Genomic DNA, 16356 nt, shown 5'->3' on the forward strand with positions numbered 1-16356 from the left:
TCGTTCACTGTCAGTCGGCCAGATGGACATCGAAGAGGTCCTCGGGTTTCGGCAGCAGTTCCTCAGGGGTCTCGGGGGTCAGCTTCCACTCCGCGCCCCCTTTACAGGTCAGCAGAGGCAGTATTTCCTCCTCTGCTTCTTCTGCTGGAACGTCGAACCCACAACGAGGATCGATCACGGCTTTGGCGGACGCCTGCGACCTCTTGTTCTCCGTGCCAGGAACGACGGAGTCCCCCACGGTGTCGTTGGTTTCCACTTCCACCGTGTACGCAAGCGGCGCGACCGGAGCACAACTCAGCAGTGCAGCATCGTTCTGCGCGGCAAGCTGTTCGGCCCGCCAGCACGACGGTTCGACTCCCGAAGCCACGCCGTCGAAGATCTCTTGCCATTGAGCCGGATCGAGGACATTCTGCACCCACGTACCCGCGAGCTGATCCCGCTTGTCCTGAGCAGCCGCGAGTGCTGCCGCGTCAGCGGCTGTCTGCGCATCGCTACGGTTCGCGGCGGCCTGGCCGACCGCGAAGTACGCGAACGCAAGGAAGAGCAGGCCCCCCACCACCGTGATGTAGATGGGGAATGCCTGCCCTGCGTCGCCGTGATGAAGACGTCGGATCAGGTGATCTTGGCGATCTGTGCCGTGATCGCGTTGAGGATCGTCTGCCCGATGTCCGTCCCCGTGATCGCCAGCACGATCGCCACGACCACCGCGATGATGCCCAGGTACTCCACCGCGGTCTGGCCCTTGTCGTTGCGGGCTGCGCGGGAGTGGAGGTAAGTGACGGTCGTGTTGATCCAGTTGCTCATGGTGGTCCCCTCCGGCTGACGCGGTGGCGGCCTCTGTCGCGGGGCCGCTCTCGACATGGGCAACGTACGGTCCGTCGCCCTGTCCTCCAGAGGGCCCCAGGGCCCAAATCCGGGCCCAATCGCGGGGCCGCCACTTCTTGATTCCCGTCGTCACCGGAGGTCACCCCACCCCTCGGCCCGAGCCCGGCGCCGTGCCGAGCCACTTTGCCGCGGCCTCGGAACGGCTGGTGCTGTGGAGCTTCGCGAAGATGCGGTTGATGTGGTTCTTGACCGTCTTCTCGCTGATGAAGCACGTGGAGGCGATCTGCCGGTTGTTCATGCCGGAGGAGATGAGGTCCATGATCTCCGCCTCCCTCGCGCTCAGTTGGAACCTGGACCTGTCGGGTACGGCCGGGCGGCCGCTTGTCCACCCAGACGACGACTGTGCCACATCCGGTTGCAGTTGCGAAAGGTTTTCCGCAGAAGTAGGCGGGGGCGGGATGTGGTGGAGGCCGAGTGGGGGCGGTTCGCGGTGGGTTGTGGTGTCGGCACCCAACCCCTCTGGTAGCGGACCTCCCGAGCCGACTCCCTGGCGGAGTTGCGAGAGCAACGCCCCCGCCGCTGTCGGGGTGAAGTGGGGACGGCCCTCCTTGATGTCGCGTACGGCCGCCACCAGCTGGTCCGCCGTGAACTCGCCGTGGACCAGATAGCCGCCCGCCCCCCTGCGCAACGCCTCCTGGACGATGTCCGACTCCCTGCTGTACGTCAGCATCATGACCGGGGCGATGCCGACCAGGTGCGGAAGGGCCGAGATGCCGTCCACACCGGGCATGCGGACGTCCAGGAGGATGACGTCGGGGCGGTGGGTACGGGCCGCCTCGTAGGCTTCCCGGCCGTCCGCCGCCTCCGCCGCCACCGTGATGTCGTCGCGGCCGGTGAGGAGGGCGGTCAGGCCCGCGCGGACCACCGGGTTGTCGTCCACCACCACCACGCGGAGCGAGGCGGGGGGCGGCGCGACGTGCTCGAAGGGATGGGGCGGTGGTGTGCTCATGGCATGGCCTCCGTCGAAGTTGTCGGCGTCACCGCCGCGAGCGGGAGCTCCAGGCGGACCTCCGTGCCCTGGGCGAGGGTGCCGCGGCCTATGCGGATGCGGGCGCCGACCGAGGCGGCGCGCTCCACCATGCCCACCAGACCGAAGTGACCCGCCCTGCGCAGGTGTGCGAGGTTCGTGCCCGGCGGGAGGCCGGCGCCGTCGTCGTAGACGCTGATGCGGAGCAGGTCCCCGTGGACTCCCGCGCGGACGTCGACCCTGGTCGCTCCCGCGTGGCGGTGGGCGTTCTCCAGGGCTTCCTGGGCGATGGTGAGAAGCTGGCGGGCCACGGCCGGGGGGACCGGGGGGACGGTGTCCTCGCCGGTCGGGCCGTAGAACGCCGGCAGGCCGGTGCGTTTACTGAAGTCCCGTGTGCGAGCGGCGAGTTCCACGAGTACGTCCGTGCCCTGGCCGGGGTCCGACTCGCGGCGGAGGTCGGCCAGGAGTTCGCGTGATTCGGCTGCGGCCCTGCGGGCCGAGCGGGCCACCAGATCCGCCTGCTGTTTCACCAGGTCCGGGTCGATGCGCGGGGAGCCCGCCGTGGCGGTCAGGCTGTCCGCCGCCAGGGCCACTCCGTGCAGGGTCTTGGCCACCGAGTCGTGCATCTCGCGGGCCAGGCGGGCGCGTTCCGCACTGACCGCCTCCGTGACGGCCAGACGGGCCTGGACGGTCGTCAGCGCCTGGGTGGCGCGGCCCAGGTGCAGCATCAGTTTGCGCAGGCTGGAGCCGACGGCACCGGCGATCACGCAGAGGCCGGGGAGGAGGAGTGTCTGTGCCAGGTCCGTGTGCGGGTCCTCCACGGTCGCGTAGACGAGCAGGAGGACCAGTCCCTGGAGGGAGGCGAACACGGCGGCGCCGCGCCAGCCGTAGACGAGGCCCGCGAGGAGGGGGGTGCAGACACTGACGTAGGCGAGGGTGGTGTCCGGGCCGGCGGAGACCAGGAGCAGGGCGCCGAAGAGGGTGTCCGCGGCCAGGAGGGCGGGGTGGCGCAGGAGGAGGGGGCCGAAGCGTTCCCAGTCGCGGAAGAGGACGTAGGACGCCATGAAGGTGACGACCACGGCGGTGGCGACGAGGCGGGTGCCCCAGCCGGGGCCGGCGTTGAGCAGGGCGGAGGGGGCGGCGAGGGCGATCATCGCCAGGCGGAAGCCGAAGACCTGCCGGCACAGGGCTTGTAGGGCGTTGGCCTGGATGCGTGCGTCCGGTGCGGCTTGTGGGGGGTGCGTCCGGCCTTCGGCCGGATGTGGGTCCCCCGCCGCGCCACCCGTGCGGGTCTCGTGGCCGGGTGCGGATGCGGGTGCGGATGGTCCTTGTGGGGGCCCGGCGCCGTCGGCGGCTGCGGGCTCGTGGGACCGGCTCACCGCCGCCGGTTCCCAGCCCGCCGGCAGCATCGGCGTCACCGACGTCACCGGGATGTCCGGGGCGCCCGTCCTCGCGTGCGGCGGCAGGACCGTGCCCGCCGGTGGGGTGGTGATCTCCGACGGCTCGGCGGCCGGGCGGCGGAGCCGTCGCGTGAGCGTGCGTTCCCTGGTCGTCGTCATCTCGGCGGCCCCGTCCTACTCGCCCGTGATCGAGCCGAAGTCGGTGCCGGAGCCCAGGATCAGACCGGCGCCGAGGAGGATCATCGTGGCCGGGACCATGAACGTGGTGATCATCAGGGTGGCCTTGGGGACCGCGCGGGCCGCCTTCCGGCGGGCGTTCTGCGCGTCCGTACGGCGCATGTCCTTGGCCAGGGACACCAGTGTGTCGACGATCGGCGCGCCCAGCTCCTCCCCCTGCTGCAACGCCGTCACGAACATCGCCACCTGCTCGGAGTCGTTGCGGCGGCGCAGTTCCGCGAACGCCTGTCTGCGGCTCATGCCCAGGTCCATCTGGCGCAGTGTGATGCGCAGTTCGTCCGCCCACGGCCCCTCGTACTTCGTCGACACGCGGTCCAGGGCCTGCCGGAAGCCCAGGCCCGCGCTCACCACCACGGCCAGGACGTCCAGGAAGTCGGGCAGGGTGCGCTCGATGACGTCCTTGCGGATGCGGATCGCCGACCAGATGCCGACCTCCGTCCAGAACGCCCCGAAGGCGAGCAGCAGCAGCGCCACGAAGAGCTGTCCGCGCAGGAGGAAGACCAGGCAGCCGACCGCGCCCAGGGCGCCGTACACCGCGCGGCGGGCGGCGTAACGGTCGATGGTGAGGCCGCCGGGGTTGCCCGCCAGGTCGATCCTGCGGCGGTACCGGGCGACCCGCGCCGGGCCCATGAGGCGCAGCACGGCGGGGGCGTGGCGCATGCCCATGCGGTCGACAAGGGAGTCGACCGCGCCGGTGCGCGTGGAGCCGACCTCCAGGGCCAGCATCAGGTCGCCGGGGAGTCTCGCCTCGGCCCGGTACATGCGGATGCCGGCGAAGGCGCCCCAGACGCCGAGGCCCATCAGCAGCGCGAGCAGAAGTCCCATGTCGGTCAGCCTCCTCGCCGGTCAGACGTCGATGCGGGACAGTCGGCGGATGAGGACGAAGCCGACGGCGTACAGCCCGAAGGCGATGATCACCGCGACCTGGCCGGCCGGTGAGCCGGTCATGCGCTCGAGGGCGCCGTCCTTGACACCGTTCATCAGGAACAACGAGCCGACGCCGAGGACGGGCACGGCGTACGACGTCAAGCTGACCTGGGAGAGCTGGGTGCGGACCTCGCGCCTCGTCTCCTTGCGCTCCTCCAGCGTCTCCGTCAGGTTGCGCAGCGCGCTCACCACCTGGCCGCCCGCCCGGCTGGACAGCACCAGCGTGGTGACCAGGACGACCAGTTCCCGGGAGGGGAGCCGGTCGGCGAGTTCGCCGAGGGCGTCGTCCATGGTGGCGCCCAACGCGAGCTGGTTGGCGACCTTGGCCAGTTCCTCGCCCGCCGGTGCCTCCAGTTCCTCCGCCGCCATGCCGATGGCCGTACGGAGCGCCAGGCCGGCCTGGGTGGCGTTGGCCAGGATGCGCGCCAGCTCCGGGAGCTGGTTGATGAACCGTTCGATGCGTTTCTGACGTTGCCAGTGGAGGAACTGCCAGGCCGCCCAGACGCCGAGGAGACCGGCGATCGGGCCGAAGAAGGGGGCGAGGGTGGACTGCCCGATCAGCCAGAGTCCGGCGACGCCGGCGAGCATGGCGGCGAAGAACTCGCCGGGGGTGACGTCCAGGCCGGTGGCCAGCAGGCGCAGTTCGAGTTTCCGGCCGAGCCTGGTGCGGCGCAGGCGGCGGTCCAGGGTGGGGAAGTGGCGCCGGCGGCCGGCGACCGGGATCTGTCCGGTGGCCGAGAGCCGGTCGACCAGTGCCTGGCGCTGCGCCCTGCCGGAGGCGTAGGAATGCACACCGACGACCGCGAGTACACAGGTCAGCAGGGCGACACCGGTGGTCAGCGTGGTCAGGTTCTGCAGCTCCATGGACGGTCCCTACCTGGCTTCTCTGGTGGCGAGCTGGTCGGCGGACTGGGCGATGCCGAACGCCTGCGGGACGGGCTGGCTCGCCATGTAGAGGCGGTCGGCGGTGCGGCGCGGGAGGGGGTAGTGCTCGAAGGCGCCGTAGATCCGGCCGTCGGCGGTCATCGGGCGGGCGTGGAAGCGGGCCACCGTGGCCAGCCGGTAGGGCTCCGAGCCGTGGCTCTCCAGCAGGGCGATCTCGGTGATGCGGCGGGCGCCGTCGGCGAACCGGGTGAGCTGGACGATCACGTCGACGGCGCTGTTGATCTGGTCGTGCAGCGCCACGAAGGGAATCTCCACGTCGGACATGGAGGCGAGGGTCTGCAGCCGCATCAGCGCGTCCTCGGCGCTGTTGGCGTGGACGGTGGCGAGGGAGCCGTCGTGGCCGGTCGACATGGCCTGGAGCATGTCGAGGGACTCGCCGCCGCGGACCTCACCGACGACGATGCGGTCGGGGCGCATGCGCAGGGAGTTGCGGACGAGGTCGCGGATGGTGATCTTGCCCTTGCCCTCGACGTTGGGCGGGCGGGACTCCAGGCGGATGACGTGCGGCTGCTGGAGCTGGAGTTCGGCGGAGTCCTCGATGGTGATGATGCGTTCGCCCTCGGGGATCAGGCCCGAGAGGGCGTTGAGGAGGGTCGTCTTCCCGGTGCCGGTCGCGCCCGACACGATGACGTTGAAGCGCGCCTGCACCAGTCCCGCCAGCAGGTACAGCATCTGCTCGTCGAGCGAGCCGAGGCCGATGAGTTCCTGGAGGGTGAAGGAGCGCGGGAAGCGGCGGATGGTGAGGGTGGCGCCGGTCAGGGACAGCGGCGGGATGATGACGTTGACGCGCTCACCGGAGGGGAGGCGGGCGTCGACCATCGGGTTCGACTCGTCGACGCGGCGGTTGACGGTGGAGACGATGCGTTCGATCGTCTGCATCAGCTGGTCGTTGGAGGCGAAGCGCATGGGGAGCTGCTCCACCCGGCCGCCGCGCTCCACGAAGATCGCGTCGGGACCGTTCACCATGATCTCGGTGATCGACGCGTCCTCCAGCAGGGGTTCCAGGATGCCGAGGCCGAGTGCCTCGTCGACGACGCGGCGGATCAGCTGGGAGCGCTCGACGGTCGACAGGACCGGGCCCTCGCGGCTGATGATGTGGCCGAGGACGCGTTCCAGCCGGGCCCGGCGTTCGGCCGCGGCCAGCGAGCTCATCTCCGCGAGGTCGATCTCCTCCAGGAGCTTGGCGCGGTAGGAGGCGACCCGGTGGCCGTCCTCGCCCCGCCCGGCCGTCTCCTCGGGGGAGTTGATGCGTGCCCGCAGGCTCATGAGTCGCTTGCTCCTCGTCCTTGTTCCCGGTCGTCGTCCCGCGTGTTCCTGGTTGTCGTGCCGGTCGCTCCCTGGTGGTCGTCCTGGTCGTGGTCGTGTCAGTGGTCGATGGGCATCGTGGCGGTCTTGCGGGCGGGGCCGAAGTCCCAGCCCGGGACGATCGACGGGATGTCGACCGTGGCGGTGACGGTGACCTCCTCGCCGCCCTCCGCCGCCGCGCAGTCGGTGCCACCGGCCAGCCAGGAGCTGACGGCGGCCGTGCAGGCCCCGCCGGCTCCCTGGTCCAGCGAGGCGCTGCGCGCTCCCGCCCGGGCGGCGGTGCCGGCCTGCTGGGCGGTGTACGCGATGAGGCCGAGCTGGACGACGGCCATGCCGACGATGAGCAGGATGGGGAGGAAGCCCAGGTACTCGAGTGCCGCCTGCCCGCGGTCACGGTCACGGTCACGAATGGTGCGCGTGCGCCGGCCGAGCCGACCCGGCCCGCTGCGCCGCTGTGCTGTCCGGGTCCTCATCCCGCTCCGTCCTCCTCCTCGACCGCCCCCGCGTGGCCGTCGACGTCGAAGGAGAGGGAGACCGTGCCCGGGAAGAGGATGGGCACGCTCAGTTTCACGTCGGCGGTGACGAAACCGCCCCCCGTCGCGCAGTTCACGGTCGCTCCCTCCGCCCACGCTCCCGACAGCTTGTCGAGGCCGGCCTCCCGGCAGGCGCCGTCGCGCGCGCCGCCCGGTGCCGCCGCCGTCGCCGCCCGTACCGCCTCGTCCGCAGCATTCCCCGCGAGCGTGAAGGTGTACCCCACGAGCACGAGCTGCCACAGCACCACCAGCGTGACGAGGATGGTCGGGGTCATGCCGAGGAACTCGATGGTGACCTGGCCCCGGTCACGGTCGTGGGGCCGCCGTACCGGCGTTGTCCTTGTCGTCGTCCTCATCCGTCGCCGTCCTTCCGCCTCCGGAAGCTCACCGACCCCCGGTCGCCGCGCAGCCGGCCGCCCTTGTGGGCACCCTCGACCGCCTTGACCAGGCCGAGTTCGCCGGCCAGGCCCCACAGGGCCTGCTTCACCGTGCTCTTGCTCTCCAGCTCGTGGACGCGTCCGGCGTCCACCACCGCCTGGAGTTCCTTGAAGTGGGCGGGCACCGTGGTGGCCGCCACCGTCGTGCCGGTGATCTTCTGGATGAGCGGGGGCTGGATCTCCGTACCCCGGGTGTGCCGGTTGACGACGATGGTGGTCTCCTCCGCCTTGCGGATCTGCAGCCGGTCCCACATCCGCACCGCCCGCTTGGCGCCCCGTACGGCGATCACGTCGGGGGTGGTGACCAGCAGGGCCCGCTCGGCCATCTCCACGGCCGCCGCGCCGGCGCCGCCGAGCTGGGCCCCGCAGTCGATGACGACGACCTCGTAGCGGGAGCGCAGGGCGCTGACGATCTGGCGGGTGGCGCGGTCGGTGACGTCCTCGCCGCGTTCACCCTCGGCGGGGGCGAGAAGCAGGGCGAGGCCGGTGTCGTGGCGGAAGACGGCGTCGGCCAGGACGCGGGGAGAGATGTCGCCCACCGCGGCGAGGTCGACGACGGAGCGGCGGAACTGGACGTCCAGGTAGGAGGCGACATCACCGGTCTGGAGATCCATGTCGACCAGGGCGGTGCTGCGGCCGGACGCCTGGGCGGCGAGGGCGAGCTGGACGGCGGTCAGGGTCGTGCCCACGCCGCCCTTCGCTCCGCTGACGGTGACGACGGTGCCGCCGATCCCGGTGAACACGTCGACGCCCGCGCCCAGATGGCGGCGTACGCCGACCGACCACTGGGCGACGGCCTGGACGCGGCTGGCGAGCTCCTCGTAGCTGAGCGGGAGGGCGACGAGGCCGCGGGCGCCGTAGTCCATGGCGGCCTGGAAGAGGCCGGGGCTGGCGTCGGAGGTGACGAGGATGACGCCGACGGAGGGGAAACGCAGGGCGACTTCGCGGATCAGCTCCAGGGCGGGGACGGGGCCGATCCGCTCGTGCACGACCACGACCTCGGGCAGTTCGTCGACGGACTCGGCGGCCAGGCGGGCGAGGGTGTCGATGAGCTGGGTGGAGTCGCCCACCGGGGCCACCGGCTCGGCGTCCGGGAGCTGGCTGAGCAGTGTGGTGATGGACCGGACCGCGTCCGTGTCGCCGACTGCCGGCAGGATCCTGGTGGGCATGCGGCTCTCACTTGTCCTTCGCGAGTTCGTACGTCCGGTCCTGCTCGGGGACGTCTGCGTCGCCCCCGGGAGCGACCAGCGCCAGCCGGACCCGCTGGGCGAACGACTCGGCGTAGGTGATGCGCTGGGCGTCGATGGCCGACAGCGCGAAGGTGATCGGCACGGCGTCGGTGGGCTGCCGGCCGCGGTCGTTCTCCTCGGGCTGGAGCGCGGTGAGCCGGCCCACGTCGAGGACCTTGGCGTTGGTCACGATGATCCTGGACTGGTCCGCGGCGCCCTCGCGTTCGCCCTCGAAGGTGGCGTAGACGTTGACCGCGGCGCCGGGTGTGATCTTGCCGGCGACGCCGGTGGCCGCGTCGATCATGATGGCGACCTCCTGCTGGCCCGGCCGCAGCTCGGGCTGGTCCACGACCATGTCGCTCTGCAGCAGGGAGCCCTCCCGCAGCGTGGTCACGGCGATCTTGCCGCGGATGTCGCCGAGGTCGGTGACGGCGTTCTCCGACAGCCAGCGATCGGGCATCGAGATCTTCTCGAACTGGTCCGTGCCGAGGGCGGTGTAGGGCGCGATGTCGGACTTCAGCCGGTAGGCGGTGACCTCGGGGCCGACCTTGGACTTCACGTCGTTGATGACGGAGAGCACGCCGGCGAACGCGCCGAGGGCGCACAGGACCGACAGGAGCAGGAGTATCACGCCTCGGCGCTGACGGGAGTTCATAGACCGTACAACCTCATCGGTGATGTCGGGCCGGCTGGTGCGGTGGACGAACGGGTCAGGTGCGGTGGGTGAGGGCGGGTGGTCCCTCGGGGGCGGGCGGGGTGGCCGAACAGAACACGCACCGGTCGCCGATGACGTCGATGCCGCACCAGTGGCAGGTGCCGCGCCGTACGGAGGTGACCAGCTGGTACAGGACGGACAGGTCGGGCAGGTAGGTGCAGAACTCGATGACCTTGCCGGTCCCCCACCAGCCCGGGGACTCGGCGGGCAGCGGCGTCTCGCGCAGGCCCTGCACCTGCCAGGCGGGGGCCAGGGTGGTGGTGACCCAGTCGGACTGGAGCGGGCCCTTGGCGACCAGCATCCAGGTGCCGAACTCGGGGCCGTCGAGTATGGCTTCGGGGCCGAGGCGGACGAGCTGGGGCTGCGGGTGGGCGAGTACCGCGAACTGGCTGCCGGGCATCCAGGACTTCGCGTGCTGTTTCAGGTTCACGGGGACGCGGTCGAGCCGGGCGACGGAACCGAGCAGTGCCCCGGAGTGGATGTAGTGGATCAGCAGGCGGCCGGCCGAGGCGAGGACGCCGGGGCTGAGGTCGCAGGAGGCGAGCTGACGCAGCTGGCGGGCCAGGACCGCCAGGCCGAGCGGCGGAAGATCGGGACGGAAGAGGGCTATCCGGTCGCTCTCCAGGAGGGAGCGCAGGGTGTGCAGCCGGCGGCGGACGGCGACGGGGGTGGCCTGCGAGCAGACGACGATGACGTGGCCGTGCTGCTCGATGAGCAGTTGCAGGTCGCCCAGGGCCTGTTCGAGCGGGCGGGTGTCGATGTCCCGCAGCACGACGGCGGGCAGGGTTCGGTCGTCCTGAGCCGGTAACGCCATGTCGGCGCCGGTCACGGCAATGGCAGTTGGCACGCGCGGCTCCCCGTTCTCCCCATACCCGGCAGCCCGCCGGGGTGTTACTCCGATGCACTCCGGCGACTTCACTGCGTGACTACGTGAGCACTGTAACCGCGGGTCCGTGACCGGAGAACAGCGTTTGAGTAGCTGAACAGCAACCACTGGTGCACAAGGTGCGTCAAACCGGGGCAGGATGAGCATCTTGCCGGTCTCGATCCGAACCCAGTGGTGTGGGTCCTGTGCACCCGACTTGACGCCGGACCCGCCCCGGGGCCCTCGGGCCCACGCTTCCCTTCCGGCGGCACCCCTACTCCCGCACCCGTCACGGCATTTCCGGTCTGGACCTATTGACAAGGTTATTGGTCTGGACCACCTTGGTCCTCCAACGGTGGCCACCGTCTCTCCCTCCTCACCGACTTCCCCCACCGGAGGCCCCAGTGGACCGCGCACCAGGAAAGCCCGGCCGCAGCAGACGTGTGTGGGCCGGAGCCCTCGTCTCCGCCCTCGCCCTCGCCCTTCCCCTCGCCGGAGCGGGCCAGGCGTCCGCCGCGGACGTCAACAACGCCAAGAACGCCGGCTTCGAGGCGGGCCTGAGCAACTGGACCTGCTCGGCGAACAGCGGCGCCACCGTCTCCTCCCCGGTGCACGGCGGCACGGCCGCGCTGAAGGCCACCCCGGCCGGGCAGGACAACGCCCGCTGCACCCAGACCGTCGCCGTGCAGCCCGACTCCACGTACCGGCTGAGCGGCTGGGTCCAGGGCGGGTACGCCTATCTGGGCGTCACCGGCACCGGCACGACCGACGTGTCCACCTGGACTCCCGACTCCGGCAGCTGGAAGCAGCTGTCGACGAGCTTCACCACCGGCTCCTCCACCACCTCGGTCACGGTCTACACCCACGGCTGGTACGGCCAGGCCGCGTACCACGTCGACGACCTGTCGGTGTTCGGCCCCGACGGGGGCGGCGGCGGCGACCCGGAGCCGACGGTCCCGGGCACCCCGGGCGGACTCGGCGTCTCCGGTACGACAGCGTCGTCGGTGTCACTGGCGTGGAACGCGGTGTCGGGCGCGACGGGTTACAGCATCTACCGCGACGGCACGAAGGTCACGGCCGTGTCCGGCACCTCGGCGACGGTGACCGGGCTCGCGGCCTCGACGTCGTACTCCTTCCAGGTCGCGGCGACCAACGCGGCGGGCGAGTCGGCGAAGTCCGCGGCGGTGTCCGCCCGGACGAAGGAGAGCGGCGGGGGCGGCGGTGACCTGCCCAGGCACGCGGTCACCGGCTACTGGCAGAACTTCGACAACGGCGCCGCGGTCCAGCGGATCTCGGACGTCCCGTCCCACTACGACATCATCGCGGTCGCCTTCGCCGACGCCACCGGCACACCGGGCGCCGTCACCTTCAACCTCGACTCGGCGGGCCTGAACGGCTACACCGTGGCCCAGTTCAAGGCGGACGTCCGGGCCAAGCAGGCGGCCGGCAAGAAGGTGATCATCTCGGTCGGCGGCGAGAAGGGCACCGTCTCGGTGAACGACTCCGCCTCCGCGGCGAACTTCGCGAACTCGGTCCACGCGGTGATGCAGGAGTACGGCTTCGACGGTGTCGACATCGACCTGGAGAACGGTCTGAACGCGACCTACATGACGCAGGCGCTGCGCTCGCTGTCCGCGAAGGCCGGCCCGTCCATGATCCTCACCATGGCGCCGCAGACCATCGACATGCAGTCGACGTCCAACTCCTACTTCCGTACCGCACTGAACGTGAAGGACATCCTCACGGTCGTCAACATGCAGTACTACAACAGCGGTTCGATGCTGGGCTGCGACGGCAAGGTCTACAGCCAGGGCTCGGTCGACTTCCTGACCGCGCTCGCCTGCATCCAGCTGGAGGGCGGCCTCGACCCGTCCCAGGTGGGCCTGGGACTGCCGGCCTCGACACGCGGCGCGGGCAGCGGATACGTCTCCCCGTCCGTGGTGAACAACGCCCTGGACTGCCTGACGAGGGGCACCCACTGCGGCGCGTTCAAGCCGTCCAGGACCTACCCGGCGCTGCGCGGCGCGATGACCTGGTCCACCAACTGGGACGCCACGGCGAACAACGCCTGGTCGAACGCGGTGGGCCCGCACGTCCACGCCCTGCCGTAACCCCGGCCGGCCGCGGTGCGGCCCACCCGGCCGGTTCGCCGGCGACCCCCGTCCACGGTCATGTGGGCGGGGGTCACCGCTGCCCGCGGCCGGTGTCAGAAGAACTGCCCCCACGGCTGGTCCCAGACCTGCTTCGCGCACAGCACCAGGAACAGCAGCCCCGCCACGGCGAGCATGGAGTTGCTGAGCGGCCCGTTGCGCCACTCGCGGGGCGTGCGGGAGGAGTTGAGCAGCCACAACAGGGTGAGGGCGAGGAACGGCATGAAGGCGGCGCCCAGCACGCCGTAGATGATGATCAGGCGGAAGGGCTCGTCCTGGAAGAGCAGGATCATGGGCGGGAAGGTGAGCCAGAGCAGGTAGGCGCGGAAGGCCCAGGAGCGTTCCCGGCGCCCGGATGCCAGCACCTCGCCCCGTGCCTCCCGCTCACCGCGCTGCCGGGCCAGGAAGTCGGCGAACATCAGGCTCACGCCGTGCCAGACGCCGATCAGGGAGGTGAAGGAGGTGGCGAAGAAGCCGATCAGGAAGAGCTTGCCGGTCGCCGTGCCGTACTGCTCCTCCAGGATGCCGCCGAGCTGTACCAGGCCCTGGTCGCCGCTCGCGAGGGCGATGTTCGCCGAGTGCAGCAGCTCGGCGCCGACGAGCAGCATGGCGACGACGAAGACGCCGGTGGTGGCGTAGGCGACCCGGTTGTCCAGGCGCATGACCTTCATCCAGCCGGTGTTGGTCCAGCCCTTGGCGTTGACCCAGTAGCCGTAGGCGGCCAGGGTGATGGTGCCGCCGACGCCGCCGATCAGGCCGAGGGTGTTGAGGACCGAGTCCTTCTCGTCCGGGATGACCGGGAGGAGGCCGGCGAAGGCCTCGCCGAGGTTCGGTGTGACGCGGATCGCGAGGTAGACCGTCACGACGAACATGACGCCGACCAGGACCGTCATGACCTTCTCGAAGACGGCGTACTTGTTGAACCAGACGAATACCAGGCCGACCAGACCGCAGGCGATGCCCCACCATTCGAGGTCCATCACGGCCGGGAAGAGCGCCTGGAGCGGCAGGGCGCTGGACGACATCGCCGCCGCGCCGTAGACGAAGCCCCAGATCACCGCGTACACGGCGAAGAACCACGTCGTCCAGCGGCCGATGCTCGACCAGCCGTCGAAGAGGGTGCGGCCGGTGGCCAGATGCCATCGGCCGCACGCCTCCGCGAGGGAGATCTTCACCAGACAGCCGATGACCGCGGCCCACAGCAGTGTGTAGCCGAAGTTGCTGCCGGCGATGAGCGTGGCCACGAGGTCCCCGGCGCCCACCCCGGTCGCGGCGACGACGATGCCGGGGCCGATGTGGCGCCAGCTGGAGGTGCGCGGCCGGGAGCCGGGAGCGGTCGCCGCCCCGGTGTTCTGGGTGTTGCCCGTGGTGTCCGCCATGGGCTCAAGAAAGCGGATGGACGCCCACCGGACAAGAGGGCGTGCGGGGATCTTCACCGGATGCGTCCGGTCGGAGCCCGCCTCGGCTTCTTGACCTGATCATGTCATGGGCTGACGATGGGCGCACCGCACCACGCACGTCGCCATGAACAACCCCCACCTCCCACCAGGAGACTTCATGCGACACCGCCCCCGCGGCAGACGCTCCGCCGCGCTCGCCACCCTCCTCGCCCTCGCCCTCGCCGCGCCCCTCTCCCTGACGGCCACCCAGGCGGGCGCCGACAGCGCCGACCGGCCGGCACCCTCGGCCGACGACATCCGCCAGTACGAGATCCACCGCCACACGACCGCGCTGACCCGGACGTCGATCCAGCGGTCCGGTGTCACCGTGGACGAGGCGGACGAGGAGACCGTGGTCGTCTCCGGACGCGCGGACCAGATCCGCTCACTACGCCGACAGGGGTACGAGGTCACGCCGTTGGGCGCCGCACCGGACCGCTCGTCGGCCGCCGGCGGACAGCGCCTGTACGACTTCCCCTCGGCCGACTCCCGCTACCACAACTACGCCGAGATGAACGCGGAGATCGACCGGCGGCTCGCGGCCCACCCGTCCATCATGAGCAAACGGGTGATCGGCAGGTCCTACCAGGGCCGGGACATCGTCGCCCTCAAGATCAGCGACAACGTGGCCACCGACGAGAACGAGCCCGAGGTCCTCTTCACCCACCACCAGCATGCCCGCGAGCACCTCACCGTGGAGATGGCCCTGTACCTGCTGCGGGAGCTCGGCGCGGGATACGGCAGCGACTCGCGGATCACCGACATGGTGAACGGGCGGGAGATCTGGATCATCCCGGACCTCAACCCGGACGGCGGCGAGTACGACATCGCCTCCGGCTCCTACCGCTCCTGGCGCAAGAACCGCCAGCCCAACTCCGGTTCGTCGTACGTCGGCACCGACCTGAACCGCAACTGGGACTACCGCTGGGGCTGCTGCGGAGGCTCGTCCGGTTCCAAGTCCTCCGACACCTACCGGGGTTCGGCGCCGGAGTCGGCGCCCGAGGTGAAGGTCGTCGCCGACTTCGTGCGCAGCCGGGTCGTGGGCGGGGTGCAGCAGATCACGGCCGGCATCGACTTCCACACGTACAGCGAGCTGGTCCTGTGGCCCTTCGGCTACACCTACTCGGACACCACGACCGGGATGACGGCCGACGACCACGCCGCCTTCAGGTCCGTCGGCCAGAAGATGGCCGCCAGCAACGGCTACACGCCCCAGCAGTCCAGCGACCTCTACATCACGGACGGGTCGATCGACGACTACCTCTGGGGCGCGCACAAGATCTTCGGCTACACCTTCGAGATGTATCCCACGTCCTCCCGGAACGGCGGCTTCTACCCGCCCGACGAGGTCATCGAGCGGGAGACGTCCCGCAACCGGGACGCCGTGCTCCAGCTGCTGGAGAACGCGGACTGCATGTACCGCTCCATCGGGAAGGAGGGGCAGTACTGCGGGTAGGCACCGACCGGCGGTTCCTGTGGCCGTGAGGGCGCCATGTCAGTTCCGGCGGGCGGGATCACGCCCGGTCGCGGCGCGGTCCCGCCCCCCGGAGCGAGGGGCGGCCGCCCGAGCCGCGGGAACACGGTCTGACGGCGCTCAGATTTTCTTCTTCTCCTCTACGTCGGCGTCGCTGTCCTCGGCGCCGTCGGCGTTCTCGGCACTCTCACCGGACTCGACGGACTCGGCGGACTCGGCGGGTCCGGATGCCTCGTCCGGCTCGGAGGTCTGGTCGCCCTCCTCGTCAAAGTACGCGTCCAGGACCGCGTCCAGCCCGGTGTCCCACTCCGCGAAGCGGCTGCGGGAGTCGGCCTCGATCTCAAGGGGGTACCAGCGGCGGTCGGGGGTGTGGACGGTGACCGTGTACCGCTTGCCGAAGCGGGCGCTTTCCGTCTCCACCGCGCCGATCTCGTCCCAGCGGAACTCGCACTCCTGGTCGTCCAGACGCAGCCGGACACCTCTGTGGTCGGCGACGATCCTGGCACGGCGGTCGGACGCCTCGAAGACGGGGCCTTCGGGGTCCGACTCCCGTTCCCCTTCAGCCGCTTCAGCCGCTTCAGCCGCTTCGGCCGGATCGGCCGGATCGGCCGGATCGGCGGACTCCGAAGCATCCGAAGCACCGGAATCCCCGGGCTCCGTGGCGTCCACGGCATCCGCCGCCGGCGCCGTGCCGTCGGCGGAATCGTCCGTCCTCGCCTTCGCGTCCTCCTCCCGGCCGGACGCGGGCGAGGTGAGCCCGGGGATGAATGCCGGGTCGAACCCGGCGCCTTCCAGGGGCTGGCTGCTCGAACCTATACGCTGCTCCACACCGCAGGAGTATGGTCGAC

Annotated in this window: 16 protein-coding genes; 2 read left to right on the top strand and 14 right to left on the bottom strand. The window is 70.6% G+C overall.

Annotated elements, in window-relative coordinates; genetic code table 11:
• Positions 1 to 10: 10 nt before the first annotated feature.
• From HTV45_RS11810 to HTV45_RS11865, 12 genes are all read right to left on the bottom strand, one after another.
• A complete protein-coding gene (locus tag HTV45_RS11810) occupies positions 11 to 613 on the bottom strand; it encodes a pilus assembly protein TadG-related protein (RefSeq protein ID WP_215205848.1) in 603 nt (200 codons plus the stop codon).
• Positions 613 to 804, bottom strand: coding sequence for a hypothetical protein (locus tag HTV45_RS11815; protein WP_215205652.1), 192 nt, complete (start codon positions 802 to 804; stop codon positions 613 to 615). Before HTV45_RS11815 ends, HTV45_RS11810 begins: the two co-directional genes overlap by 1 nt.
• Positions 805 to 964: 160 nt before the next feature.
• A complete protein-coding gene (locus HTV45_RS11820; protein WP_215205653.1) occupies positions 965 to 1834 on the bottom strand; it encodes a response regulator transcription factor in 870 nt (289 codons plus the stop codon).
• A complete protein-coding gene (locus HTV45_RS11825; RefSeq protein ID WP_215205654.1) occupies positions 1831 to 3411 on the bottom strand; it encodes a sensor histidine kinase in 1581 nt (526 codons plus the stop codon). The genes HTV45_RS11820 and HTV45_RS11825 overlap by 4 nt, the downstream gene beginning before the upstream one ends.
• A 15-nt stretch (positions 3412 to 3426) precedes the next feature.
• Positions 3427 to 4314, bottom strand: a complete 888-nt coding sequence (locus tag HTV45_RS11830) for a DUF5936 domain-containing protein (protein ID WP_215205655.1) — start codon at positions 4312 to 4314, stop codon at positions 3427 to 3429.
• Between the two features lie 21 nt (positions 4315 to 4335).
• A complete protein-coding gene (locus tag HTV45_RS11835) occupies positions 4336 to 5280 on the bottom strand; it encodes a type II secretion system F family protein (protein ID WP_215205656.1) in 945 nt (314 codons plus the stop codon).
• Positions 5281 to 5289: 9 nt separating this feature from the next.
• Positions 5290 to 6627 carry a CpaF family protein gene (locus HTV45_RS11840; protein ID WP_215205657.1) on the bottom strand — a complete coding sequence of 446 codons (1338 nt, stop codon included), beginning with the start codon at positions 6625 to 6627 and terminating at the stop codon, positions 5290 to 5292.
• A gap of 98 nt (positions 6628 to 6725) precedes the next feature.
• A complete protein-coding gene (locus HTV45_RS11845) occupies positions 6726 to 7139 on the bottom strand; it encodes a TadE/TadG family type IV pilus assembly protein (RefSeq protein WP_215205658.1) in 414 nt (137 codons plus the stop codon).
• Complete coding sequence (locus HTV45_RS11850) at positions 7136 to 7555, bottom strand: pilus assembly protein (protein ID WP_215205659.1); 420 nt, start codon at positions 7553 to 7555, stop codon at positions 7136 to 7138. The genes HTV45_RS11845 and HTV45_RS11850 overlap by 4 nt, the downstream gene beginning before the upstream one ends.
• Positions 7552 to 8805, bottom strand: coding sequence for an AAA family ATPase (locus HTV45_RS11855; RefSeq protein ID WP_215205660.1), 1254 nt, complete (start codon positions 8803 to 8805; stop codon positions 7552 to 7554). The genes HTV45_RS11850 and HTV45_RS11855 overlap by 4 nt, the downstream gene beginning before the upstream one ends.
• A gap of 7 nt (positions 8806 to 8812) precedes the next feature.
• A complete protein-coding gene (gene cpaB / locus HTV45_RS11860; RefSeq protein ID WP_215205661.1) occupies positions 8813 to 9520 on the bottom strand; it encodes a Flp pilus assembly protein CpaB in 708 nt (235 codons plus the stop codon).
• Positions 9521 to 9575: 55 nt separating this feature from the next.
• Positions 9576 to 10409 carry a hypothetical protein gene (locus tag HTV45_RS11865; protein WP_215205849.1) on the bottom strand — a complete coding sequence of 278 codons (834 nt, stop codon included), beginning with the start codon at positions 10407 to 10409 and terminating at the stop codon, positions 9576 to 9578.
• Positions 10410 to 10849: 440 nt separating this feature from the next.
• Here HTV45_RS11865 and HTV45_RS11870 point away from each other — a divergent pair, with 440 nt between their 5' ends.
• The gene (locus HTV45_RS11870) at positions 10850 to 12556 is read left to right on the top strand and encodes a chitinase (RefSeq protein WP_215205662.1); all 1707 of its coding nucleotides are present in this window, start codon (positions 10850 to 10852) and stop codon (positions 12554 to 12556) included.
• Positions 12557 to 12651: 95 nt separating this feature from the next.
• On the opposite strand, the gene HTV45_RS11875 is transcribed toward HTV45_RS11870, so the two are convergent.
• Positions 12652 to 13974, bottom strand: coding sequence for an Nramp family divalent metal transporter (locus tag HTV45_RS11875; protein WP_215205663.1), 1323 nt, complete (start codon positions 13972 to 13974; stop codon positions 12652 to 12654).
• 178 nt (positions 13975 to 14152) lie between these two features.
• Here HTV45_RS11875 and HTV45_RS11880 point away from each other — a divergent pair, with 178 nt between their 5' ends.
• On the top strand, positions 14153 to 15490 hold the full coding sequence (locus HTV45_RS11880; RefSeq protein ID WP_215205664.1) for a M14 family metallopeptidase: 1338 nt from the start codon (positions 14153 to 14155) through the stop codon (positions 15488 to 15490).
• 138 nt (positions 15491 to 15628) lie between these two features.
• Here HTV45_RS11880 and HTV45_RS11885 read toward each other — a convergent pair whose 3' ends face one another.
• A complete protein-coding gene (locus HTV45_RS11885) occupies positions 15629 to 16336 on the bottom strand; it encodes a hypothetical protein (RefSeq protein ID WP_215205665.1) in 708 nt (235 codons plus the stop codon).
• Positions 16337 to 16356 lie beyond the last annotated feature (20 nt).

Source organism: Streptomyces sp. CHD11 (assembly GCF_018638295.1).
Classification (GTDB): Bacteria; Actinomycetota; Actinomycetes; order Streptomycetales; family Streptomycetaceae; genus Streptomyces.

What these genes read in the sequence shown, in the direction of transcription:
- HTV45_RS11880 (WP_215205664.1), top strand. Translation starts at nt 14,153, where the DNA reads ATGCGACACCGCCCCCGCGGCAGACGCTCCGCCGCGCTCGCCACCCTC.
- cpaB (WP_215205661.1), bottom strand. Translation starts at nt 9,520, where the DNA reads ATGAACTCCCGTCAGCGCCGAGGCGTGATACTCCTGCTCCTGTCGGTC.
- HTV45_RS11820 (WP_215205653.1), bottom strand. Translation starts at nt 1,834, where the DNA reads ATGAGCACACCACCGCCCCATCCCTTCGAGCACGTCGCGCCGCCCCCC.
- HTV45_RS11835 (WP_215205656.1), bottom strand. Translation starts at nt 5,280, where the DNA reads ATGGAGCTGCAGAACCTGACCACGCTGACCACCGGTGTCGCCCTGCTG.
- HTV45_RS11850 (WP_215205659.1), bottom strand. Translation starts at nt 7,555, where the DNA reads ATGAGGACGACGACAAGGACAACGCCGGTACGGCGGCCCCACGACCGT.
- HTV45_RS11830 (WP_215205655.1), bottom strand. Translation starts at nt 4,314, where the DNA reads ATGGGACTTCTGCTCGCGCTGCTGATGGGCCTCGGCGTCTGGGGCGCC.
- HTV45_RS11855 (WP_215205660.1), bottom strand. Translation starts at nt 8,805, where the DNA reads ATGCCCACCAGGATCCTGCCGGCAGTCGGCGACACGGACGCGGTCCGG.
- HTV45_RS11845 (WP_215205658.1), bottom strand. Translation starts at nt 7,139, where the DNA reads ATGAGGACCCGGACAGCACAGCGGCGCAGCGGGCCGGGTCGGCTCGGC.
- HTV45_RS11815 (WP_215205652.1), bottom strand. Translation starts at nt 804, where the DNA reads ATGAGCAACTGGATCAACACGACCGTCACTTACCTCCACTCCCGCGCA.
- HTV45_RS11875 (WP_215205663.1), bottom strand. Translation starts at nt 13,974, where the DNA reads ATGGCGGACACCACGGGCAACACCCAGAACACCGGGGCGGCGACCGCT.
- HTV45_RS11825 (WP_215205654.1), bottom strand. Translation starts at nt 3,411, where the DNA reads ATGACGACGACCAGGGAACGCACGCTCACGCGACGGCTCCGCCGCCCG.
- HTV45_RS11840 (WP_215205657.1), bottom strand. Translation starts at nt 6,627, where the DNA reads ATGAGCCTGCGGGCACGCATCAACTCCCCCGAGGAGACGGCCGGGCGG.